This is a genomic window from Streptomyces sp. NPDC048436, assembly GCF_043200355.1.
GTDB lineage: Bacteria > Actinomycetota > Actinomycetes > Streptomycetales > Streptomycetaceae > Streptomyces.
The window spans coordinates 37,273-57,773 of the sequence record NZ_JBICXP010000017.1 but is presented as its reverse complement, the minus strand read 5'-3'; the positions used below and the strand labels follow the sequence as shown (position 1 = coordinate 57,773).

Genomic DNA, 20,501 nt, shown 5'->3' with positions numbered 1-20,501 from the left:
CTACGGCTCGACCACGACCTCCTGGGCCGCCGCCGTGCCGCCCGCGAGCAGCCCCGCGTCCAGCGGTACGTTCCGCTTGATCAGGGCCAGCGCGATCGGACCCAGCTCGTGGTGGCGCGCGGCCGTCGTGATGAAGCCCAGCTTCCGGCCCTCCTCGCCCTCCGATGCGAGCCGCAGCTCCGTGCCCGCCGCCGGCAGGTGGACCTCGCTGCCGTCCAGGTGGAGGAAGACCAGGCGGCGCGGCGGTTTGCCCAGGTTCTGGACGCGGGCGACCGTCTCCTGACCGCGGTAGCAGCCCTTCTGCAGATGCACCGCCGTGCCGATCCAGCCCAGCTCGTGCGGGATCGTGCGGTGGTCCGTCTCGAAGCCGAGCCGCGGCCGGTGCGCCTCCACGCGCAAGGCCTCGTAGGCGAGGATGCCGATCGCCGGGCCGTTCTCGGCGGCGTACGACTCAAGGGAGATGCGCGGCAGGAACAGGTCACGTCCGTGCGCCGTCTCGCGTACGACGACGTCCTCGGGGACCGGCGCGATCGAACCGGCCGGGAGATGGACGACCGCGAACTCGTCGGTGCGGTCGGCGACTTCGACGCGGTTGAAGAACTTCATGCTCTCCAGATACGCGACGAGCGCCTCCTGCGTGCCGGGCTCGACGTGCGCCCACACCGTCTCACCGTCGTCGACGAGATAGAGGGCGTGCTCGATGTGGCCGTTCGCGGAGAGGATCAGCGCCTCGGTGGCCTGTCCGACGGGCAGCTCGGTCACGTGCTGGGTGAGCAGCAGATGCAGCCAGCTCAGCCGGTCGGGGCCGGAGACGGTGACGACGCCGCGGTGCGAGAGGTCGACGAAGCCGTTGCCGTCGGCGAGGGCGCGCTGCTCGGGGAACAGATCGCCGTAGTGGGCGGCGACGCCTTCGTCCACGCCCTCGGCGGGGACGGCGCCGGGCAGGGACAGGAGGGGGCTCTTCATGTTCACCCACACTACGACCCGCGGGCAGGCGCGCTTATTCCTTGCCGGAGCAGTTCTCGCAGCGCCCGAAGATCGCGAAGTGCTTCAGGTCGGTGTCGAAGCCGAACGTGTCCCGCAGCTTCGCGGTGAACTCGGCGGCCACCGAGACATCCGCCTCGATGACGTTCGTGCAGTCCCGGCACACCAGGTGGATGTGGTGGTGGCGGTCCGCGAGGTGGTACGTCGGCGCCCCGTGCCCCAGGTGCGCGTGGCTGACCAGGCCCAGCTCCTCCAGGAGCTCAAGGGTCCGGTAGACCGTGGAAATGTTGACCCCCGACGCCGTCTTCCGCACTTCGCAGAGGATGTCGTCGGGGGTCGCGTGCTCAAGGGTGTCGACGGCTTCGAGGACAAGCTGGCGCTGCGGCGTCAGCCGGTATCCGCGCTGTCGCAGGTCGCTTTTCCAGTCGGTGCTCACCACACCTCGGAGTGTAGGCCTACTTGAAGAAGGCGATGCCGTCGTCCGGCAGGTCGCCCAGGCCTCGGGCCATCTCGGCGACGTCCTCGGGCGTGACGACCTTCTTCAGCTGCGCCGACATGTACGGCCGCAGCGGCACCTCGGGGGTCTGCTTCTCGCCGACCCACATCAGGTCGCCCTTCACGTACCCGTACAGGCGCTTGCCGCCGGTGTAGGGGCCGGAGGCCGCCGTACGGGCGACCGCGTCCGTGACCAGGTCGATCTGCGGCTTCTGGTCGGCGAGCTCGCCGTACCAGACCTCGACGACGCCGTCGTCGCGCACCATCACGGTCTCGACCTTGCGGTCCTTGTCGATGCGCCAGAAGCCCGACTCGGACTCCAGGGGCTTGACCTTGTTGCCGTCGGCGTCGAGCACCCACGTGTGCGAGTGGTACTCGATGAAGTCCCGCCCGTCATGGGAGAAGGACACTTCCTGGCCGAAATTCGCCTTCTCGGCGCCGGGGAAGTCGGTGACGCCCGCGCCGGCCCAGTTGCCGAGGAGCCAGACGAGGGGCACGAGGTCGGGGTGCAGGTCGGACGGAATCTCGATCATGGGATGCTCAGGCGATCTCTAGGTGGCGTACGGGGCGTACGGGGTTCAGCGCTGACCCTGGTACAGCTTCTTCACGGAGAGGCCGGCGAAGGCGAGAACGCCGACGCAGACCAGAACCAGCAGGGCGGAGAAGAAGGCCTCAAGCACGGGGTGCTCCTCGGTGAGCTATTGGGGCAGGTATCAGAGCCGGTCCCACTCTAGTCGTGCGTGCCCCGCCCCTCTCTGCGAGGTGGCCTTACGGGTGGTCGTGCGCGTGGTCATGTGCGTGGCCATACGATGCCGCCATGGCGAAGAAGCTCGTGATCAAGGTGACCGCGGGGGCCGACGCCCCCGAGCGCTGCTCGCAGGCGTTCACGGTGGCGGCCGTGGCCGTGGCCAGCGGAGTGGAGGTCTCGCTCTGGCTGACCGGCGAGTCGGCGTGGTTCGCGCTGCCGGGCCGTGCGGCGGAGTTCGAACTGCCGCACGCGGCTCCGCTGCCGGATCTGATCGACTCGATCGTGGCCGCGGGACAGATCACGCTCTGCACGCAGTGCGCGGCGCGCCGCGAGATCACCGAGAAGGACGTGATCGAGGGGGTGCGGATCGCGGGGGCGCAGGTATTCGTGCAGGAGGCGATGACGGACGGCACGCAGGCACTCGTCTACTGAGCTGCCCGGTCGTACGCTGGATTTATGTTCGCGCGACGCCGCCGTGTGTACTTCGCCATGATGGGGACGTGCATCACCCTTTTCGTCCTGGCGTGGGGCGTCGTGCGGCTCTGGTCCATGCCCGTCGCCGTCGGGATGTGCGTCGTGGCGATGGTGATCCCGCCACTGGCCGCCATCGTGGCGAACCGCCGGGGCCCTGAGGACCGCTGGTGGGACGACCCCTCGGGAGACTCGAAGTCCGACGAGTGGTGGGACGAACTGGACGGCAAGCGTCGGCGGTAGAGCGTCGGCGGTAGCCAAAGGACCGCACCCCGTGCCGGTGGCGTCCAACCCCCTGGGGTGCGGCCCTCGAGCCGTCAGTGATCCGCTGCCGTCACACAGCGATGGCGACCTCCGCGAGGCCCCCCGTCTGCGCCACGACCGTACGGTCGGCGGTGCCGCCCGGGATCAGGGCGCGCAGCGTCCAGGTGCCCTCGGCCGCGTAGAAGCGGAACTGGCCGGTGGCCGATGTCGGGACCTCGGCGGTGAACTCGCCGGTCGAGTCGAGCAGGCGCACGTAGCCGCTGACGGGCTCGCCGTCGCGGGTCACCTGGCCCTGGATGGTGGTCTCGCCGGGCTTGATCGTCGAGGCGTCGGGTCCGCCGGCCTTGGCTCCACACATGTCGTTCGTCCTAACTGCTGCTGCGGGGGTTCGGGAGGGTTACTTGTTGGCGCCGAGCTCGATCGGCACGCCGACGAGGGAGCCGTACTCGGTCCACGAGCCGTCGTAGTTCTTGACGTTCTCGACGCCGAGCAGCTCGTGCAGCACGAACCAGGTGAGCGCCGAGCGCTCACCGATGCGGCAGTACGCGATGGTGTCCTTGGCCAGGTCGACCTGCTCGTCGGCGTAGAGCTCCTTGAGCTCGTCGTCCGACTTGAAGGTGCCGTCGTCCTTGGCGTTCTTCGACCACGGGATGTTGCGCGCGGACGGGACGTGGCCCGGACGCTGCGACTGCTCCTGCGGAAGGTGCGCCGGGGCGAGCAGCTTGCCGCTGAACTCGTCGGGCGAACGGACGTCGACCAGGTTCTGCGCGCCGATCGCGGCGACGACGTCGTCACGGAAGGCGCGGATCGAGGTGTCCTGGGGCTTGGCCTTGTACGAGGTGGCCGCGCGCTGCGGCACCTGGTCGCCGTCGACCAGGTCGCGGGAGTCGAGCTCCCACTTCTTGCGGCCGCCGTCGAGGAGCTTCACGTCCTGGTGGCCGTAGAGCTTGAAGTACCAGAAGGCGTAGGACGCGAACCAGTTGTTGTTGCCGCCGTAGAGGACGACGGTCGAGTCGTTCGCGATGCCCTTGCCGGACAGGAGCTTCTCGAAGCCCTCCTGGTCGACGAAGTCACGGCGGACCGGGTCCTGGAGGTCGTCGGTCCAGTCGATCCGGATCGCGTTCTTGATGTGGTTCTTGTCGTACGCGGAGGTGTCTTCGTCGACCTCGACGATGACAACCTTCGGGTCGTCGATGTGGGCCTCGACCCAGTCGGCGTCTACCAGGACGTCGCTGCGGCTCATACTTCTTCTCCTCCGGGGCAGTTGCGGCGGGGCTGCGGTGCTGTGCGAGGGGGTGCCGGGTACGGGGTGTGATGGCGCGGGTGCGTCGAATCGCGATGTACGCGGCACGGGGTGGCCCTGACGGTGTCAACGGGCCTGGGGGACGCGGAAGTCGGAGCTCCCGCTCAGAAGGTGCGACAGAGCATGGCGGCGACGCGGCACAGGTCTACTGCCCGCCGCTTCGTGAGGTCCGCCTGTCGCTGCATGCGTCCGATCGTAAGGACGCAAGGGTGGCCGTGTCACCGGGGTGTCGGATGGTGAGACGCGATCGTCCACGATGTGGGATTGGTTGAAGAAGGAAGCCGCCCGCGCGGCAGCGGGAGGGCGCGTTCGCCCCTCTCCCATCCACCGCACGGACGGCTTCGTCTCGTACTACGGACCGGCCGCTGCGCGCGGCCCGGCCCCCGCGTCAGCCCGCGAGCCTCACGTTCTTGCCCTTGACCGAGACGTCCACGCCGTCCTGCGCCGCCTTCACCTCGTCGATCTTGATGCCCCCCGGCAGCCCGCTGACCTTCTCCTCGAAGTCCGTGACATCGCGGACCAGACCCTCGGGGAGCGGGATCGAGACGCCCATGACCTCGAACTTCTTCGGGATCTCGTCGGCGTTCACCTTGATCGTATCGCCCTCGACCCGGACCGAGCTCAGCACGTGCACCGGCTTCGGCAGCTTCGTGCCGCCCTTGCTCACCTCGACCTCGACCTTGACCTTGCCGTCGCCCCCGTCGGAGAGGCCGACCACCTTGCCGGTGGCGCCGAGCGGCAGCTCGACCGGCTCGCCCTGGGCCTCCTTGAGCAGCTCGTCGTACGAGATCCGGGCGGTGCCGGTGGCCTTGTCGGCGGTGGCGGAGCTGTAGTCGCCGGAGAACTCGACGCCCTGCATCCGGGCGTCCAGGTCGGCGATGCGGATCTTGTCGGAGCCGGAGGTGGCGTCGTAGTTCTCGATGCCGATCTCGACGTCGTCGAGCGTGCCGCCGACGACCTGGGTCAGGAACGGGAAGCCCTTGATGGAGACGTCGGGCGTCTCACTGAGCCCCTCGCTTGTACGCAGCTTCTCCGCCGCCTCGTCCTCCGCGAAGCCCACCGCGAAGCGGTCGGCGGCCACGAAGAGGCCGCCCAGGATCACGACGACGATCAGAAGTATTCGTACGGAGCGCTTCATGTCCGGTGTTCCCCCACCTTGTACCCCCGTTTGGCTGTCGTTGCCGCGAGCCTAAAGGACAGGTCCCCGGCGGGAGAGCCCGGCCGGGGACCTGTCGATCAGCTGTGACGATCAGCCTGAACGTGCCGTCAGCCGATGGCACGACCGAGCACGTAGACGGCCGGGGCCGCGGCGGCCAGCGGCAGGGCGACACCCGCCGTCATGTGCACGAAGCGGGACGGGTAGTCGTAGCTGGCGACCCGGTGGCCGATCAGCGCGCAGACACCCACGCCGAGGCCGAGCAGCGCGCCCTTGCTCCCGAAGTCCGTCGTACCGCCGACTGCGATACCCGCACCGGCGGCGGCGAACAGCGCGACCACCACGGAAGCCGCCGTGGGCAGCGGCAGCGCGCGGGCGATCACGGCGACGGCGACGGCGATGCCGCCCACCGTCACGGCGTCCTGTGATGCCGCGAGGTGTCCGGTCGCGATGATCGCGAGCGCGGCGGAGGCGACGGTCGCCATCAGCCCGTACATCCGCTCGTCGGCGGAGGCGCGGCTGCGCAGCTGAAGCACGAGGACCAGCAGCACCCACACGCCCAGGGTGCCCAGGATCGCGGCGGGCGCGTTCTCCTTGCCGGTGGCGAGCAGCGCGATGTCGGCGACGACCCCGCCCATGAAGGCGAGCGCGATGCCCTGCCGGGCGGGCCACATCCCGTTGAGCCGGAACCACCCGGCGGCGGTGACGGCCTGCAACAGGATGAGCGGCACGAGCAGGGCGTACTGCCCGATGGCCGCCGTCCCGGCAAGCAACAGCCCGAGCACCGCGGTCAACGCGGCGGGCTGAATCCCCGGCTCTATGATCGGCGACCGCCCTTCGGCGCGGGCACGCTGGGCGTCGGTGACGCGGGGGTTACCGGTGGTGGTGGCGGGGCCGTAGCTCTCGGCGGGTTCAGGCTCCGCCGCCTCAGCCATGGGCAGGCGTTCCGCAGGGCGGGACGGCTGGGCATGGCGACCGGAGCTGCCGGGTTCGGGTTGAGCGGGCGGCATGTCGTACGCCGGGGGCAGTGGCCGGCCGTACGCCTGCGGGGGCAGATACGCCGTGTCCGTCACGTCCACCGCAGGTGAGGGCTGGATCTGCGTGTCCCAGGTCTGCCCCTCCCACTGCTGGGTGTACGCGTCCTGCTGCCCGGCGTACGGCGGGTACTGCTGCTGGGCGTACTGCTCAGGGGGGTAGGGCTGCTGCTGCTCAGGGGGATATTCCTGACGGTACGGGTCATAGTCCCCGTACCCGTCGTGCCCCTCATACCGCTGATCGCTCATATCGCTGCTCACCCTCCTGCGAACGGCGGGAGCACCTCGACCGTGCCGCCCTCGGCCAGCCGTACCGTCTCATGCCCACGGGTACCCACGGGATCGCCGTCGATGAGGAACGAGCATCGCCGCAGTACACGGACCAGCTCACCGGGGTGTCGCTCGCGTGCCGCGTCCAGCGCCTCGGCGAGCGTCGACGCGGCGTACGGCTCTTCCGCGACGCCCGCGGCTGCTTTGGCCGCGGCCCAGTAACGAATGGTGCCGTTCACCATGGCAGCTCCTCTCCCTCGGCGGTCGCCGATCCGTCGGCGGTTGCCGATCCTTCGGCGGTCGCCGACGTCCATGATGCCGTGGCCCACCCGGCGATCCGACCGAGCAGCGCCTCCGAAGCCGCGTTCTCCGCGTGCCCCATCCCCGGCTCCAGCCACAGCTCGGCCCCGCCACGGGCCGCGGCGACCAGCATCCGGGGGTGATCGACGGGGAAGTAGGGGTCCCGGTCGCCGTGCACGATCAGCAGCGGCGTCGGCGCGATCAGCGGCACGGACTCCACCGGCGACAGCGGGACCGGGTCCCACTCGTGCGGGTGGATGCGCGTGCGCAGGCCGAGGCGGCCCACCACCCGCCCCACCGGCCGCGTCACCACCCAGTGCAGCCTCCGCATCGGCGCCGTCCCCCGGTAGAACCAACGCGCCGGAGCGCTCACCGCGACCACCGCGTCAACGCGCGCTTCCGTGCGCCCCCCATGCGCGGTACCGGCCGCCGCCGCGTGCCGGAGCACCACGGAGCCGCCCATCGAGAAACCCACGGTCACCACGCGGGCGTGGCCCAGGGACCGGGCCCACTCCACCGCAGCCGCCAGATCGAGCACCTCGCGGTCGCCGACCGTGGAGAGCCCGCCGGACGCGCCGTGGCCCCGGAAGGAGAAGGTGATCACGGCCGCGGACTGGGCGAAGACAACGGCGGCCCGCCGCACGTGTGGCCGGTCCAGATCTCCGGTGAAGCCGTGCGCGAGCACGATCGCGAGGTCCGTGTCCGGGTCGGGACCGGGCTCGTACGCAGCGTCAATCTGGACACCGTCCCGTGTACGGAGCGTTGCACGCTGTTGAACGCGAGTGATCGGCCGCACAGAAGATCGTGCGACTTGACCTGCCGGACCGGAACTCATGTGAGCTATTCTCCTTGGCAGAGGATCCGGGCAGCGAAGCCCCCGGGTCCTTTCGTGCTTTCAGACGCGTTGTCCACGACAGCGCGCAGGGGCCCAGGGCGCGGGCCCCCGGAACCACGGCAGTAATCAGTACGAAGCAGTGCCGTAAACGTCCTCGCAGGGACCGAGGAGGAACCGACGTTATGGGCGAGCGAAACGTGCACAACCGTAGGACGACCCAGGCAGGTGGGCGGCGATGAGTTCTCTGCTGCTCCTCACGAATGCCCTTCAGCCGTCGACGGAGGTGCTTCCCGCTCTCGGCCTGCTGCTGCACAACGTGCGGGTGGCCCCCGCCGAAGGCCCGGCCCTCGTCGACACCCCCGGTGCCGACGTCATCCTGATCGACGGCAGGCGTGACCTCCCGCAGGTCCGCAGCCTCTGCCAGCTTCTCCGCTCCACCGGACCCGGCTGTCCGCTGGTCCTCGTCGTCACGGAGGGCGGCCTCGCGGCCGTCACCGCCGACTGGGGCATCGACGACGTACTCCTCGACACCGCGGGTCCGGCCGAGGTCGAGGCGCGGCTGCGGCTCGCGATGGGCCGCCAGCAGATCGTCGCCGACGACTCCCCCATGGAGATCCGCAACGGCGACCTGTCCGTGGACGAGGCGACGTACAGCGCGAAGCTCAAGGGCCGGGTCCTGGACCTGACCTTCAAGGAGTTCGAGCTGCTCAAGTACCTCGCGCAGCACCCGGGCCGCGTCTTCACGCGCGCCCAGCTGCTCCAGGAGGTCTGGGGCTACGACTACTTCGGCGGCACGCGCACGGTCGACGTCCACGTACGGCGCCTTCGCGCGAAGCTCGGCGTCGAGCACGAGTCGCTGATCGGCACCGTCCGGAATGTCGGCTATCGCTTCGTCACCCCGGAGAAGGTCGACCGGGCGGCCGACGAGGCCAAGGCGAAGGCGGCGACGCCGCCGGCCGATGGCGGGCACAGGGAGATCCCGAAGCGCGACGAGGCACCCGCCGCGTCCGAGCCGGGGGACGCCGCGAGGGAAGTACCGAAGGAAGCTGCCGTACGACCTGCCCAGCGGTAGTTCCATCCGCGTAGACTCCGCGCGTGGCCAAGGTGACTAGGGATGACGTGGCGCGGCTGGCGGGTACTTCCACCGCCGTCGTCAGCTATGTCATCAACAACGGACCTAGGCCGGTTGCCCCGGCCACGCGCGAGCGTGTTCTCGCCGCGATCAAAGAGCTGGGGTACCGGCCCGACCGGGTCGCCCAGGCCATGGCGTCGCGGCGGACCGACCTCATAGGCATGATCGTTCCGGACGCGCGCCAGCCGTTCTTCGCGGAGATGACGCACGCCGTGGAACAGGCCGCGTCCGAACGCGGAAAAATGGTGCTCGTCGGCAACACGGACTACGTGGACGAGCGCGAGGCCCACTATCTGCGGGCCTTCCTCGGCATGCGGGTCTCCGGCCTCATCCTCGTCAGCCACGGTCTGACGGACTCGGCCGCGGCCGAGATCGACGCGTGGGACGCGCGGGTCGTGCTCCTTCACGAGCGGCCCGAGGCGATCGACGACGTCGCCGTCGTCACGGACGACCTGGGCGGCGCGCAGCTCGCCACCCGGCATCTCCTCGAACACGGCCATGAGTACGTGGCGTGCGTCGGCGGCACCGCCGAGACCCCGACCGTCGGCGACCCCGTCTCCGACCACGTCGAGGGATGGCGCCGCGCCATGCAGGAGGCGGGACGATCGGTCGAGGGGCGGCTCTTCGAAGCCCCGTACAACCGGTACGACGCCTATCTGATGGCGCTGGAACTCCTTGCCCGGCCGGATCGGCCGACGGCCATCTTCTGCTCCACCGACGACCAGGCGATCGGCATCCTGCGGGCGGCGCGTGAGCTCCGGATCGACGTGCCGGGCCAGCTTGCCGTCGCCGGCTTCGACGACGTCAAGGAGGCGGGCCTGACGGATCCGCCGCTGACGACCGTGGCGTCCGACCGGCCCGCCATGGCGCGGGCGGCGGTCGACCTCGTCCTGGACGACGGGCTCCGGGTCGCCGGGTCGCGCCGGGAGCGGCTGAAGCTGTTCCCGTCACGTCTCGTGGTCCGCCAGTCCTGCGGCTGCGCCTGAGCCACCGCCCAGGCGGCTTTATAAGGGGCATACGCACTTCTGTCGGGCTTCTCAGCACGCCCTCAGGTAGCTCTCATGAACGCCGTTCAGGCTCGGAGTCATGACCGAGACCTTCCGCCACAGCGGCGAGTACCCCCAGCAGCAGCAGTCGTCAGCGCCTGTTCACGATGGCGGTATGCAGGGCGCGTACCCGCCCCCGCCCGCTTTCGCACCGGGAGCACCGGGAGAGCCCCCGAAGCCCACGCGGCGCCGCGCCAGGGGCCCGCTCGCCCTCCTCGCCGCCGTCGCCATCGCGGCAGCGGCCGTCGGCGGCGGCACCGCGTACGCCTTCCAGGAGCTGACCGGCAAGGACGGCACGTCGAGCAGCGCCACCAACACGAACGTCGTGCCCACCAGCCAGAAGGGCACCGTCGCCGGGGTCGCCGAGGCGGTCAGCCCCAGCATCGTCGAGATCAGCGCGACGTCGAGCGCGGGTTCGGCCACCGGCTCCGGCGTGATCGTCACGTCCGACGGCGAGATCATCACCAACAACCACGTGGTCTCCGGCGCCTCCTCGGTCAAGGTGAAGACGAACAGCGGCAAGACGTACACCGCCAAGGTCGTCGGCACCGACAGCAAGAAGGACCTGGCGCTGATCAAGCTGGAGAACGCGTCCGGGCTGAAGGCCGCGAGCCTCGGCGACTCCGACAACGTCAAGATCGGTGACGACGTCGTGGCGATCGGCTCCCCCGAGGGCCTGAGCGGCACCGTCACCAGCGGCATCATCTCCGCCCTCGACCGGGACGTCACCGTATCGACGGACGAGGACCAGGATCAGCAGCGACAGCAGGGCGGCGGCAACTGGCCCTTCGAGTACGGCGGCGAGCAGTTCAACGGCGACACCGGATCATCGAAGACCACGTACAAGGCACTGCAGACCGACGCCTCGCTCAACCCCGGCAACTCCGGCGGCGCCCTCATCGACATGAACGGCAACATCATCGGCATCAACTCCGCGATGTACTCGCCCAGTTCGTCGCAGAGCGGCACGGAGTCGGCATCCGGAAGCGTCGGCCTCGGCTTCGCCATCCCGGTCAACACCGTCAAGGCCGACCTCGACACGCTGCGGGGCGGCTCCACCACCTGACCGCTCCCGCCCTTCGTACGCCTTTGGAGGCCCCCATGCCCGGACCGCTCATCACCGTCAACCGCGCCCGGCACGCCCTCGCCGTCAGCATCGGCTGGGGGCAGCCGGACACCGATCCGGCGGGGCTCGGCCTCCCGCTCACCGTCGCCCGCGAACTGCACGGGGCCACCGCGGTACGCGCCGCGGAGGTAGCCACCACCGGCCAGGTGTCCTCCCGACCCGCCGCGCGCCGCAAGCCCCGCGCGCGCGTGCGAGGCTGATACCGGCCCCGTCCGACCCGCAGCCGCACCCCCACCCGAGGAAGTCACACGCCGATGAGCCCCGCCGAAGGCGAGCAGCAGCAGCGCATCCTGATCGTCGACGACGAGCCCGCCGTGCGGGAGGCGCTGCGGCGCAGTCTCGCCTTCGAGGGGTACGGCACGGAGGTCGCCGTGGACGGCGCCGACGCGCTGGAGAAGGCGGCGGCCTACAGTCCCGACCTGGTCGTACTCGACATCCAGATGCCCCGCATGGACGGCCTCACCGCCGCGCGCCGGCTGCGCGCGACCGGCTCCATGACGCCCATCCTGATGCTCACCGCGCGTGACACCGTCGGCGACCGGGTCACGGGGCTCGACGCGGGCGCCGACGACTACCTGGTCAAGCCGTTCGAACTGGACGAGCTCTTCGCCCGCATCCGCGCCCTGCTGCGCCGCAGTTCGTACGCCGCTGCCGCGGGCCAGGCCGAGGAGGGCGACACCCTCGCCTTCGCCGACCTGCGGATGGACCTCGCGACGCGCGAGGTCACTCGCGGTGCGCGCACAGTGGAGCTGACCCGCACGGAATTCACGCTCCTGGAGATGTTCCTCGCCCACCCCCGGCAGGTCCTTACGCGGGAACAGATCCTGAAGGCGGTCTGGGGCTTCGACTTCGAGCCGTCCTCCAACTCCCTGGACGTGTACGTGATGTACCTGCGCCGCAAGACGGAGGCGGGGGGCGAGCCGCGGCTCGTTCATACGGTGCGGGGTGTGGGGTATGTGCTGCGGCCCGGTGCCGGGGGCGGCGAGTGAACCGGCTCTCCCGCCGGTACCGGTCGATGCCGCTCCGGTCCCGCCTGGCGATGCTGGTGGCCGTCGCGGTGGCGGTCGCGGTGGCGGCCGCGGCGGTGGCGTGCTGGTTCGTGGTGCGCAACGCACTGGTGAACTCGCTGGACGACGCGCTGAGCACCAACCGGGTCCGTACCCCCGATGTGGTCAGCCGGATCGACCTGAACGGCAACTGCCAGCGCTCGGTCATCCAGGACAACGACGACCCGGATCTGTACAGGCAGACGATCCAGGTCGTCGACCAGCACGGCGGCCACTGTGTCATCGTCGGCACCCAGTCCATCAAGGTCACGGACGCGGACACCGCGGTCGCCAAGCGCGACTCCGCCGAGGTCTACCACACCGCGATCGCGTCGAACGGCGCCAAGTACCGGGTCCTCACCTACCCGTTGGACGGACCGCAAGGCCTGGCCGTCACCGTCGCCCGCCCCCTCAGTGAGGTCGACGACACCCTCGACAACCTCGTCCTGGTCCTGGCCGTCGTCGCCGGAATCGGTGTCATCGGAGCGGGAGCGGCCGGCCTCTGGGTCGCCCGTACGGGCCTGCGCCCGGTCGACGAGCTCACCGCGGCCGTGGAACACGTGGCCCGCACCGAGGACCTGGACCTGCGCATCCCCGCCGAAGGCGACGACGAGATCGCCCGCCTCTCGCGCTCCTTCAACTCCATGACCGCCTCCCTCGCCTCATCCCGCGACCTCCAGCAGCAGCTCATCGCCGACGCGGGTCACGAGCTGCGCACCCCCCTCACCTCGCTCCGTACGAACATCGAGCTCCTCGCCCGCAGCGAGGAGACAGGCCGGGCCATCCCCCCGGACGACCGCAAGGCCCTGCTCGCATCCGTCACCGCGCAGATGACCGAACTCGCCTCGCTGATCGGCGACTTGCAGGAGCTTTCGCGTACCGACAACGGGCAGGGCAGCGGAAAGGTGCAGGTCATCGCCCTGCATGACGTCGTGGACGCCGCTCTGGAGCGCGCGCGCCTGCGCGGACCCGAGCTGACCTTCGCCGCTGACCTGGCCCCCTGGTACGTCCGCGCCGAGCCCGCGGCCCTTGAGCGGGCCATCGTGAACATCCTGGACAACGCGGTGAAGTTCGGGCCCCCCGGCTCCACCGTCGAGGTCGCGCTGCGGGACGGCGCGCTCACCGTACGCGATCACGGCCCCGGCATCCCCACCGATGAACTCCCGCACGTCTTCGACCGCTTCTGGCGCTCCCCCTCGGCCCGCAGCCTGCCGGGATCGGGCCTCGGCCTGTCCATCGTGGCCCGCACCGTGCGCCAGTCGGGCGGCGAAGTGGCGCTTCAGCCCGCCGAGGGCGGCGGGACCGTGGCGTCGGTGCGCCTGCCGGGGGCACCGACCCCGCCCCCGTCCGTATAGCCCCGTAGCCCCGTAGCCCCCGCAGTCCCTACTTGCCGATCCCGAGACCCGTGCCGCTCAGCAGCACCCTGATCCCGTCCTTCCGCACGCTCACGTCCCGCAGCCACACGTTCCCCTCGCCCGGCAGCTTCGGCAGCTGGAAGGCCAGGGTGAGGCGGTCGGCGAGTACGGGGCGGGTGAGCTGGGCGAGGCCCTTGAGGAGGGCCGGGTCCAGGCCCAGCTTCTTCAGGAGCTCGGGGTGGCCCATCGCGACGTCGATGAGGTTGAGGCCCATCACGTCGTTCACGAAGCGCGGGGAGCCGACGAGCTCGTTCAGCTTGGTGTCGCTCTTGAGGGCGCCGCTGACCACCGAGTCCGGTACGTCGAGGCGATCGACGATCGACGGGACGGAGAGCAGCGCCTTCGCCTTGGCCGTCTCCTTGGCCAGGCGGTCCGTGGAGGCCTTGCTGAGGTGCAGGCCCTCGGACTCGCGGGTGCCGGGACGGTAGGTCGCGAGGTCGCCGATCTGCAGGCTCATCCTGCCGATGTCGGTGGAGATGCCCCGCTCGCCGTTGCGCTCGATGCGGGCGTCGGCGCGCAGCTTCAGGTCGTGGCCCGCGACGGGCAGCGTGCCGCGGGCGAGCACCTGGTCGCGGCCGTGGCCGGTGAACGTGACCTGGGAGGCGCCCAGTTCACGGTTCAGGTCGTCGAAGGAGAGCAGCACCTCGCCGTGCATCTCACCGATGAGGGCGCCCTTGATGTCGGTGGGCCCGTCGCCGGTGATCTTCACGTCCGTGCCGGTGGCGGAGACCTGGGCGAGCGAGATCCGGTCGGCCGCGACGTCGGGGACGGTGACCTTGACCTTGTCCACGCGCTTGTCGAGGACCTGGGTGAGGAAGGGGAAGCCCTCGATCTCGACCTCGGGCGCGGCGCTCAGGTGCATGGAGTCCTTGAGCTTCTCCGCGGCCTCGTGCTCGGCGTAGAGCAGGGCCCAGCGGTCACCGAGCGCGAGGAAGGCGGTGACGACCAGGAGGGCGACGACGGCCTTCCCGGCGAGCGGGAGCCCGGCGAACCGGTTGCGGCGGCGGCTGCGGCCGCGGCCGCCGCGCCCACCACGGCGGTGGTTCGGCGGCTCCCAGGGAGCGTCGGCTTCGCTCTTCTCGTCGTCCGCCTCGTGGAGGAAGTCCTCCAGCGGGTTCGGGGCGAGGGCGCCGAGCTCGTCGTACGGATTGAGCGGAGTGGTCGGAACCGATTCGGCGTGCCAACCATCAGACGGATAGGCCTGGTTGTGATCGGGCGGAAGCGTGGCTATGCGGTGGGGGGAACGCATCAGTTGATTTCACCATACGTTCACACCCCACCCCAAGCCTTACGTCCAGTAACCACCGATTTCGGCCGCTTACTGAGCGCGCGAGTTAACGCGTCATTCACTTCACGACGGTGATCCGGTCCGCCTTCGGCGGCGCGATCGGCTTGTCCGCCGAGGAGTTGGCCGTCAGGTAGTCGTTGAACGCCTTCAGGTCGTCGCTGCCGACCAGCGGCTTCGCACCCTTGCCCAGCTCGGCGAAGCCGTCGCCGCCGCCCGCGAGGAAGGAGTTCATGGCCACACGGTACGTGGCGTTCGGATCGATCGCCTTGCCGCCCAGCTTGATCGAGTCGGTGACGACACGGTCGGCGCCGGCCTTGGTCATGTCGAGCGTGTACGTCAGGCCGTCCGAGATCTGCAGGATCTTCGGCGATGCCGTGTTCGACCCGCTCACCTGCTGCTTGAGGCCGGTGACGAGCTGCGCGCCGGTGAGGTCCACGAGATTGACCGTGTTGCTGAACGGCTGCACGGTGAAGCCCTCGCCGTACGTGACGACGCCGTCACCCTCGCTCCCGCTCGCCTTGAAGACGAGGTCGGAGCGGATGCCGCCCGGGTTCATCAGGGCCAGGTCCGTCTCCGGGTCGAGCGACTTGCCGTGCGCGAGCTGCGCGTCCGCGATCAGGTCGCCGAGCGGCTCCTCGGGGGTGGTGGCGCCCCGGCCCGGGATGTCGCCGGAGATGTACCCGACGGGCTGGTTGGCGACCGGCGCGGCCAGCTTGTCCCAGCGCGCGATGAGGGAGGTCATGTCGGGGGCCTTGGCCTGCTCCCGGCTGACGACGTGGTTCGCCGACTTCACCGACTGCGACGACTTCACCGACGTACGGACGATGTCCTTGGTCTTGCGGTCGTACGTGAGCGTCGTGTCGGTGTAGAGCTTCCCGAAGGAGGACGCTGACGTGACCATGCGGGGCTTGCCCGCCGGGTCCGGGATGGTGCAGACGTACGCGGCATGCGTGTGGCCGGTGACCAGGGCGTCGACCTTGGGTGTGATGCCCTTGGCGATGGTGGTGATCGGGCCGGATATGCCGTCGCCCGCGCCCGGGGAGTCGCAGTCGTAGTTGTACGCCTGGCTCGCGGGCGAGCCGCCCTCGTGGATGAGCGTGACGATCGACTTCACGCCCTGCTTGTCGAGCTCCTTGGCGTACTTGTTGACCGTCTCGATCTCGTCGTGGAACTTGAGCCCCTTGACGCCGTCGGCCGAGACGATGTCGGGGGTGCCCTCAAGGGTCACGCCGATGAAGCCGACCTTGACGCCCTTGTGCTTCCACACCCAGTAGGGCTTGAGGATCGGCTTGCCCGTCTTCTCGTCGGTCACGTTCGCCGCGAGGTAGGGGTAGTCGGCCCCCTGGAACTTCTTGCCCTTCTCGAAGCAGCCGTCCTTGGGGTGACAGCCGCCGTTCTGCATGCGGGCCAGCTCCTTGGCCCCCTCGTCGAACTCGTGGTTGCCGACGCTGGTGACGTCGAGGCCGAGCTTGTTCATCGCCTCGACCGTCGGCTCGTCGTGGAAGAGACCGGAGAGGAGCGGGCTCGCGCCGATGAGGTCACCGGCGGCGGCCGTGACGCTGTAGGGCTTTCCCTTACGGGCCGTACGAAGAGACGTGGCGAGGTACTCGGCACCGCCCGCGTCGATCTTCTTCTCGGTCCCGTCGGGCTGCTTCTCCGTCACCTGGCCCGAGGAGCCCGCGGGCGGCTGGAGATTGCCGTGGAAGTCGTTGAAGGACAGCAGCTGCACGTCGACAGTGCGCTTCTTGCCGCCCGCGCCCGCACGGTCGGCATCGTCCTGCCCTGCGTTCGCGGGCAGCGCGGCGGCCAGCGCCCCGATCGTGGCAAGACCGGCCGCTGCGGCGAGCACACGGGCGGCGCGGCGTCTGGGCCGCCGTGGCTGAGAAGTGGCTGACACGTGTCCCCCTGGGAGAGGTATAAGAGACGGCTGCTGAGCTGTGACACTCGGTGCGCAGCCTAGAGTCAACGCGCGTAGCGCGACAGGGGGTTGCGGGTTACGGGCTGGTTGCCGTCGGGGGCGTTACGGACACTTCGGACAAGCATGTCGGGGTACGGGGAGAGCGGCGGGGGCGCGGGAGTGGCGACCGGTACATCCCGTGACCTGCTGTCCGACCGGTCGCCGCCGTACCCTCGACACCATGACTGACGAGCAGCAGCCTCCCGCCCCTCTGCGGCAGATCGACACGGTCGCCGCCCTCACCTCCGCCCAGGCCGACGCCGTGCTCGGACTCCTCACGGAAGCGGCCCGGTCGGACGGCCAGCAGGCCGTGTCCGAGCAGGGGCGGCTGCAACTGCGGGGCGGCGAGCGGGCCGGGGTGCGGCATCTGCTGCTCAGCACCGGCGGTGAGCTCAGCACCGGCGGCGAGCTCACCGGGTACGCGCAGCTTGAGGACACCGACCCCATCGAGGCGCCCGCCGCCGAACTCGTCGTGCACCCCGCGCGCCGCGGCCACGGGCACGGCCGCGCGCTGGGCACCGCGCTGCTCGCCGAGTCCGGCCGGCGGCTGCGGATCTGGGCGCACGGCGGACACTCGGCGGCCCGGCATCTGGCGCAGGTCCTTGGGCTCACCCTCTTCCGCGAACTGCGGCAGATGCGGCGGCCGTTGGCGGGCCTGAACCTGCCCGAACCGGTCCTGCCCGAAGGCGTCACCGTACGCACCTTCGTGCCGGGCCAGGACGACGCGGCCTGGCTCGCGGTGAACGCCGACGCCTTCGCCCACCACCCCGAGCAGGGCTCGCTCACCCAGCGCGACCTGGACGACCGCAAGGCCGAGCCGTGGTTCGACCCGGCGGGCTTCTTCCTCGCGGAGAGGGACGGCCAACTCGTCGGCTTCCACTGGACCAAGACGCACGCCGAGGAGCACCTGGGCGAGGTGTACGTCCTCGGGGTGCGCTCCGGCGCCCAGGGTGGCGGCCTCGGCAAGGCGCTGACCACCATCGGCCTGAACCACCTCGCGGCGGCGGGCCTGCCGACCGCGATGCTGTACGTGGACGCGGACAACAAGGCCGCGGTGAGCGTCTACGAGCGGCTCGGGTTCATCACGCACGAGACGGATCTGATGTACCGCACGGAGTCATAAGCCTTTTGAGCGGCGCGGCAACAGGAGGAAGGGCGCGGTGTTCCCCGGGGGGGAACACCGCGCCCTTCCTTTGTACCCCTTGACGGAACGCACTCCCTTGCACCACCCTTTCACTACTCAATTAGTGAAAGGGTGGTGCAAGGGCATGGTCGAGTTCCGCATCGACCGGCGCAGCGGCGTCGCCACCTACCTCCAGATCGTCCAGCAGACCCAACAGGCCCTGCGCCTGGGCCTATTGGAACCGGGCGACAAGCTGCCCACGGCCCGCGAGGTCGTCGAGGCGACGGCCATCAACCCGAACACGGTCCTGAAGGCCTACCGGGAGCTGGAGCGCGAGGGCCTGGTGGAGGCCCGCCGCGGACTCGGCACCTTCGTACGGAAGTCGCTGGGCTCGACGCCCGCCGACTCCCCGCTGCGGGGCGAGCTGAGCCGGTGGGCGGCCCGTGCCCGCGACTCCGGTCTGGAGAGGGACGACGTAGCGGCGCTGTTCAGCGCCGTACTCGAAGAGCAGTTTGCGCAGTCAGAGCACGCAGAGCAGCCAGAGCACGTGACCAAGGGGGACCCCGCATGACCGACACCGCCATCGAGGCGGCCGCGCTCGCCAAGAGTTTCGGGCGGCACGGCCACGCCCTGCGCGACTGTTCCTTCCGGCTGCCCGCCGGGAGGATCTGCGCGGTCGTCGGGCCCAACGGCGCGGGCAAGTCGACGCTGCTCGCCCTCGCGGCCGGGCTGCTGCGGCCCACCGAGGGCACGCTCACCGTGCTCGGCACCGACCCGGCCGCCGCCCGTGAGCACATCGCGTACGTCGCCCAGGACAAGCCGCTCTATCCGCAGCTCAGCATCGAGGACACCCTGCGGCTCGGCGCCGAGCTGAACCCCGGGCGATGGGACGGCGCCCTCGCCGAACGCGTCGTACGGGAAGGGGGGTTGGACCCGAAGGCCCGCGTCCGCACCCTCTCCGGGGGTCAGCGCACCCGGATCGCGCTCGCCCTCGCCCTCGGCAAGCGGGCCGGGCTGCTGCTCCTGGACGAGCCGATGGCCGACCTCGACCCCCTCGCCCGGCATCAGCTCATGGGGACGCTGATGGCCGAGGCCGCCGAGCACGGGACCACCGTGGTGATGTCCTCGCACATCGTCGGCGAACTGGCCGACGCCTGCGATCACTTGCTGCTGGTCTCCGGTGGCCGGGTGCGGCTCGGCGGCGGCATCGACGACATCGTCGGCGCGCACGCCCTGGTCACCGGGCGCCGCCCCGTCGAGGAGCTCGCCCCGCACACCGTCGTCGAATCCCGCGCCACCGGGCGCGGCCTGACCGCGCTGATCCGGCCGGACGGCCCGGTCGGCGACGGCTGGGAGGTCGAAGAACCGTCCCTGGAGGAACTGTTGCTGGCCCATCTCCGCTCGCCGGAAGCTCCCGTATTGCTGACGCCGAGCGCGGCGCCGGCCGAGCGCGAGGTGACGGCATGAGTTCTCCTCTGCTTCGTGGCCCCCGCTGGGTGGACGTCCGGCTGCACCGTCCCGCGCTGTGGGCGGGGCTCGGCCTCGTCGTCCTCACAGCCGTGGTGACGGCCTATCTCCGCTGGGCGACCCACGCCTACCCCGAGCCCACCGGCTCCTGCACCTCCAACGGCTCCTGCGACACCTTCCTCGGCTTCACCAGCGCCCGGGACCTGCTGTACGAGTTCGTCAAGGACTACTCCCAGGGAATGCTCCTGGTTCCCGTCCTGATCGGCGCCTTCGTCGCCGGTCCCGTCATCGCCCGCGAGCTGGAATCGGGGGTCCACAAGGTCGCCTGGACCCAGTCGGTGTCGCCGACGCGCTGGCTGATGTCGAAGCTGACGGTGTTCGCCGTGGTGAGCGTGGCCGGTGGGCTCGCGCTGATGACGTTCTTCTGGATCGCCCGGTCCGGCTCCGGAGCCACCTGGAATCTGGGCTGGGCCGACCGCGGCGTCTACGAGTCCATCGGCCCGGTGCTCATCGCTTACTGCCTCTTCGCCGTCGTGGTCGGCGCACTCGTCGGCCTCCTTGTGCGCCGCGCCCTGATCGCCCTGGTCACCGGAGGCCTTGTCACCGGCCTCGTGCTGTTCTTCATGGGCAGCGTGCGGTGGGATCTCTTCCCGACGCGCACGATCTCCGGGGCGGGGTCGGGCTACGGCGACGCGGGCGGCGTCGGCGCCCTCCCCCGGGACAGTTTCGAGACGGACTGGTGGGTGCACAACGCCGCCGGGGAGCGGTTCTACGGGAGCCAGTGCCATTTCAAGCCGATCGTCTCGTCCTGTCCCACCGACACCAAGGTCGTCGGCTGGTCCATCGACTTCCACCCCCATTCCCACTTCTGGTACGTCCAGTTGATCGAGACCGGCATCGTCCTCGCCCTCACCGCAGCAGCCGCCTACGCCGCGTTCCGCGTACTCAAGCGCCTTACGCCCTGACGGACCACCCCCCGAAGGGGCAGCCCCCGGCCGTGCAAACGCCCGGGGGCCTCCCGCACATGTCCCGCACGTCATG

General features: G+C 70.2%; 24 protein-coding genes. 12 read left to right on the top strand and 12 right to left on the bottom strand.

Annotated features, from left to right (window positions below):
* Genes ACGFX9_RS36540 through ACGFX9_RS36530 form a run of 3 tightly spaced genes read right to left on the bottom strand, consistent with a single transcriptional unit; the run spans window position 1 to window position 2,012 of the window.
* Window positions 1-966, bottom strand: a complete 966-nt coding sequence (locus ACGFX9_RS36540; RefSeq protein ID WP_393483589.1) for a YgfZ/GcvT domain-containing protein — start codon at window positions 964-966, stop codon at window positions 1-3.
* 34 nt (window positions 967-1,000) lie between these two features.
* Window positions 1,001-1,423: a Fur family transcriptional regulator gene (locus ACGFX9_RS36535; protein ID WP_393483586.1), complete on the bottom strand. Its 423-nt coding sequence runs from the start codon at window positions 1,421-1,423 to the stop codon at window positions 1,001-1,003.
* Between the two features lie 16 nt (window positions 1,424-1,439).
* Window positions 1,440-2,012: an FABP family protein gene (locus ACGFX9_RS36530; RefSeq protein ID WP_393483583.1), complete on the bottom strand. Its 573-nt coding sequence runs from the start codon at window positions 2,010-2,012 to the stop codon at window positions 1,440-1,442.
* 284 nt (window positions 2,013-2,296) lie between these two features.
* On the opposite strand from ACGFX9_RS36530, the gene ACGFX9_RS36525 reads away from it, so the two are divergent.
* Window positions 2,297-2,659 (top strand): DsrE family protein, encoded by a 363-nt coding sequence (locus tag ACGFX9_RS36525; RefSeq protein ID WP_361467277.1) that lies wholly within the window; start codon window positions 2,297-2,299, stop codon window positions 2,657-2,659.
* Between the two features lie 24 nt (window positions 2,660-2,683).
* Window positions 2,684-2,941 carry a DUF3099 domain-containing protein gene (locus ACGFX9_RS36520; protein ID WP_393483580.1) on the top strand — a complete coding sequence of 86 codons (258 nt, stop codon included), beginning with the start codon at window positions 2,684-2,686 and terminating at the stop codon, window positions 2,939-2,941.
* A 91-nt stretch (window positions 2,942-3,032) separates the two neighbouring features.
* Here the strand turns inward: ACGFX9_RS36520 and ACGFX9_RS36515 are convergent, their stop codons facing one another.
* The 7 genes from ACGFX9_RS36515 to ACGFX9_RS36485 all read right to left on the bottom strand — a co-directional run bounded on the left by ACGFX9_RS36515 (window position 3,033) and on the right by ACGFX9_RS36485 (window position 7,860).
* On the bottom strand, window positions 3,033-3,320 hold the full coding sequence (locus ACGFX9_RS36515) for a DUF1416 domain-containing protein (RefSeq protein WP_160505842.1): 288 nt from the start codon (window positions 3,318-3,320) through the stop codon (window positions 3,033-3,035).
* Window positions 3,321-3,359: 39 nt separating this feature from the next.
* The gene (locus tag ACGFX9_RS36510) at window positions 3,360-4,205 is read right to left on the bottom strand and encodes a sulfurtransferase (protein ID WP_393483577.1); all 846 of its coding nucleotides are present in this window, start codon (window positions 4,203-4,205) and stop codon (window positions 3,360-3,362) included.
* Between the two features lie 164 nt (window positions 4,206-4,369).
* Window positions 4,370-4,450 carry a putative leader peptide gene (locus tag ACGFX9_RS36505; protein ID WP_351007875.1) on the bottom strand — a complete coding sequence of 27 codons (81 nt, stop codon included), beginning with the start codon at window positions 4,448-4,450 and terminating at the stop codon, window positions 4,370-4,372.
* 203 nt (window positions 4,451-4,653) lie between these two features.
* Window positions 4,654-5,403: a DUF2993 domain-containing protein gene (locus tag ACGFX9_RS36500; protein WP_393483574.1), complete on the bottom strand. Its 750-nt coding sequence runs from the start codon at window positions 5,401-5,403 to the stop codon at window positions 4,654-4,656.
* Between the two features lie 128 nt (window positions 5,404-5,531).
* Entirely contained in the window at window positions 5,532-6,704 is a 1,173-nt protein-coding gene (locus tag ACGFX9_RS36495; protein WP_393483572.1) for a hypothetical protein, read from the bottom strand.
* An 8-nt stretch (window positions 6,705-6,712) separates the two neighbouring features.
* Window positions 6,713-6,967, bottom strand: coding sequence for a MoaD/ThiS family protein (locus ACGFX9_RS36490; protein WP_393483569.1), 255 nt, complete (start codon window positions 6,965-6,967; stop codon window positions 6,713-6,715).
* Complete coding sequence (locus tag ACGFX9_RS36485) at window positions 6,961-7,860, bottom strand: alpha/beta hydrolase (protein ID WP_393483566.1); 900 nt, start codon at window positions 7,858-7,860, stop codon at window positions 6,961-6,963. Before ACGFX9_RS36485 ends, ACGFX9_RS36490 begins: the two co-directional genes overlap by 7 nt.
* A 235-nt stretch (window positions 7,861-8,095) precedes the next feature.
* Here ACGFX9_RS36485 and ACGFX9_RS36480 point away from each other — a divergent pair, with 235 nt between their 5' ends.
* From ACGFX9_RS36480 to ACGFX9_RS36455, 6 genes are all read left to right on the top strand, one after another.
* Window positions 8,096-8,932, top strand: a complete 837-nt coding sequence (locus tag ACGFX9_RS36480) for a winged-helix domain-containing protein (protein ID WP_393483562.1) — start codon at window positions 8,096-8,098, stop codon at window positions 8,930-8,932.
* A 23-nt stretch (window positions 8,933-8,955) separates the two neighbouring features.
* Entirely contained in the window at window positions 8,956-9,978 is a 1,023-nt protein-coding gene (locus ACGFX9_RS36475; protein WP_393483559.1) for a LacI family DNA-binding transcriptional regulator, read from the top strand.
* A 100-nt stretch (window positions 9,979-10,078) separates the two neighbouring features.
* A complete protein-coding gene (locus tag ACGFX9_RS36470; protein ID WP_393483556.1) occupies window positions 10,079-11,104 on the top strand; it encodes a S1C family serine protease in 1,026 nt (341 codons plus the stop codon).
* Between the two features lie 35 nt (window positions 11,105-11,139).
* Window positions 11,140-11,364, top strand: coding sequence for a hypothetical protein (locus tag ACGFX9_RS36465; RefSeq protein ID WP_393483553.1), 225 nt, complete (start codon window positions 11,140-11,142; stop codon window positions 11,362-11,364).
* A gap of 54 nt (window positions 11,365-11,418) precedes the next feature.
* Window positions 11,419-12,153 carry a response regulator transcription factor gene (locus ACGFX9_RS36460; protein ID WP_393483550.1) on the top strand — a complete coding sequence of 245 codons (735 nt, stop codon included), beginning with the start codon at window positions 11,419-11,421 and terminating at the stop codon, window positions 12,151-12,153.
* A 26-nt stretch (window positions 12,154-12,179) separates the two neighbouring features.
* The gene (locus ACGFX9_RS36455) at window positions 12,180-13,565 is read left to right on the top strand and encodes an ATP-binding protein (protein WP_393483547.1); all 1,386 of its coding nucleotides are present in this window, start codon (window positions 12,180-12,182) and stop codon (window positions 13,563-13,565) included.
* A 28-nt stretch (window positions 13,566-13,593) separates the two neighbouring features.
* Here ACGFX9_RS36455 and ACGFX9_RS36450 read toward each other — a convergent pair whose 3' ends face one another.
* Both ACGFX9_RS36450 and ACGFX9_RS36445 read right to left on the bottom strand, forming a co-directional pair.
* Window positions 13,594-14,874, bottom strand: coding sequence for a DUF2993 domain-containing protein (locus tag ACGFX9_RS36450; protein ID WP_393483544.1), 1,281 nt, complete (start codon window positions 14,872-14,874; stop codon window positions 13,594-13,596).
* A gap of 97 nt (window positions 14,875-14,971) precedes the next feature.
* On the bottom strand, window positions 14,972-16,810 hold the full coding sequence (locus ACGFX9_RS36445; protein WP_393483541.1) for a bifunctional metallophosphatase/5'-nucleotidase: 1,839 nt from the start codon (window positions 16,808-16,810) through the stop codon (window positions 14,972-14,974).
* Between the two features lie 241 nt (window positions 16,811-17,051).
* Here ACGFX9_RS36445 and mshD point away from each other — a divergent pair, with 241 nt between their 5' ends.
* The 4 genes from mshD (at window position 17,052) to ACGFX9_RS36425 (ending at window position 20,425) form a co-directional block, all read left to right on the top strand.
* Window positions 17,052-17,993: a mycothiol synthase gene (mshD, locus tag ACGFX9_RS36440; RefSeq protein ID WP_393483538.1), complete on the top strand. Its 942-nt coding sequence runs from the start codon at window positions 17,052-17,054 to the stop codon at window positions 17,991-17,993.
* Between the two features lie 145 nt (window positions 17,994-18,138).
* Window positions 18,139-18,564 (top strand): GntR family transcriptional regulator, encoded by a 426-nt coding sequence (locus tag ACGFX9_RS36435; protein WP_393483535.1) that lies wholly within the window; start codon window positions 18,139-18,141, stop codon window positions 18,562-18,564.
* Entirely contained in the window at window positions 18,561-19,460 is a 900-nt protein-coding gene (locus ACGFX9_RS36430; protein WP_393483532.1) for an ABC transporter ATP-binding protein, read from the top strand. Before ACGFX9_RS36435 ends, ACGFX9_RS36430 begins: the two co-directional genes overlap by 4 nt.
* Entirely contained in the window at window positions 19,457-20,425 is a 969-nt protein-coding gene (locus ACGFX9_RS36425; protein WP_393483529.1) for an ABC transporter permease, read from the top strand. The genes ACGFX9_RS36430 and ACGFX9_RS36425 overlap by 4 nt, the downstream gene beginning before the upstream one ends.
* Window positions 20,426-20,501 lie beyond the last annotated feature (76 nt).

Coding starts and splice junctions, on each gene's coding strand:
- ACGFX9_RS36455 (WP_393483547.1), top strand. CDS start 12,180: ATGCCGCTCCGGTCCCGCCTGGCGATGCTGGTGGCCGTCGCGGTGGCG.
- ACGFX9_RS36465 (WP_393483553.1), top strand. CDS start 11,140: ATGCCCGGACCGCTCATCACCGTCAACCGCGCCCGGCACGCCCTCGCC.
- ACGFX9_RS36505 (WP_351007875.1), bottom strand. CDS start 4,450: ATGCAGCGACAGGCGGACCTCACGAAGCGGCGGGCAGTAGACCTGTGC.
- ACGFX9_RS36450 (WP_393483544.1), bottom strand. CDS start 14,874: ATGCGTTCCCCCCACCGCATAGCCACGCTTCCGCCCGATCACAACCAG.
- ACGFX9_RS36540 (WP_393483589.1), bottom strand. CDS start 966: ATGAAGAGCCCCCTCCTGTCCCTGCCCGGCGCCGTCCCCGCCGAGGGC.
- ACGFX9_RS36510 (WP_393483577.1), bottom strand. CDS start 4,205: ATGAGCCGCAGCGACGTCCTGGTAGACGCCGACTGGGTCGAGGCCCAC.
- ACGFX9_RS36425 (WP_393483529.1), top strand. CDS start 19,457: ATGAGTTCTCCTCTGCTTCGTGGCCCCCGCTGGGTGGACGTCCGGCTG.
- ACGFX9_RS36515 (WP_160505842.1), bottom strand. CDS start 3,320: ATGTGTGGAGCCAAGGCCGGCGGACCCGACGCCTCGACGATCAAGCCC.
- mshD (WP_393483538.1), top strand. CDS start 17,052: ATGACTGACGAGCAGCAGCCTCCCGCCCCTCTGCGGCAGATCGACACG.
- ACGFX9_RS36470 (WP_393483556.1), top strand. CDS start 10,079: ATGACCGAGACCTTCCGCCACAGCGGCGAGTACCCCCAGCAGCAGCAG.
- ACGFX9_RS36430 (WP_393483532.1), top strand. CDS start 18,561: ATGACCGACACCGCCATCGAGGCGGCCGCGCTCGCCAAGAGTTTCGGG.
- ACGFX9_RS36520 (WP_393483580.1), top strand. CDS start 2,684: ATGTTCGCGCGACGCCGCCGTGTGTACTTCGCCATGATGGGGACGTGC.
- ACGFX9_RS36490 (WP_393483569.1), bottom strand. CDS start 6,967: ATGGTGAACGGCACCATTCGTTACTGGGCCGCGGCCAAAGCAGCCGCG.
- ACGFX9_RS36495 (WP_393483572.1), bottom strand. CDS start 6,704: ATGAGCGATCAGCGGTATGAGGGGCACGACGGGTACGGGGACTATGAC.
- ACGFX9_RS36530 (WP_393483583.1), bottom strand. CDS start 2,012: ATGATCGAGATTCCGTCCGACCTGCACCCCGACCTCGTGCCCCTCGTC.
- ACGFX9_RS36500 (WP_393483574.1), bottom strand. CDS start 5,403: ATGAAGCGCTCCGTACGAATACTTCTGATCGTCGTCGTGATCCTGGGC.
- ACGFX9_RS36525 (WP_361467277.1), top strand. CDS start 2,297: ATGGCGAAGAAGCTCGTGATCAAGGTGACCGCGGGGGCCGACGCCCCC.
- ACGFX9_RS36480 (WP_393483562.1), top strand. CDS start 8,096: ATGAGTTCTCTGCTGCTCCTCACGAATGCCCTTCAGCCGTCGACGGAG.
- ACGFX9_RS36435 (WP_393483535.1), top strand. CDS start 18,139: ATGGTCGAGTTCCGCATCGACCGGCGCAGCGGCGTCGCCACCTACCTC.
- ACGFX9_RS36485 (WP_393483566.1), bottom strand. CDS start 7,860: ATGAGTTCCGGTCCGGCAGGTCAAGTCGCACGATCTTCTGTGCGGCCG.
- ACGFX9_RS36460 (WP_393483550.1), top strand. CDS start 11,419: ATGAGCCCCGCCGAAGGCGAGCAGCAGCAGCGCATCCTGATCGTCGAC.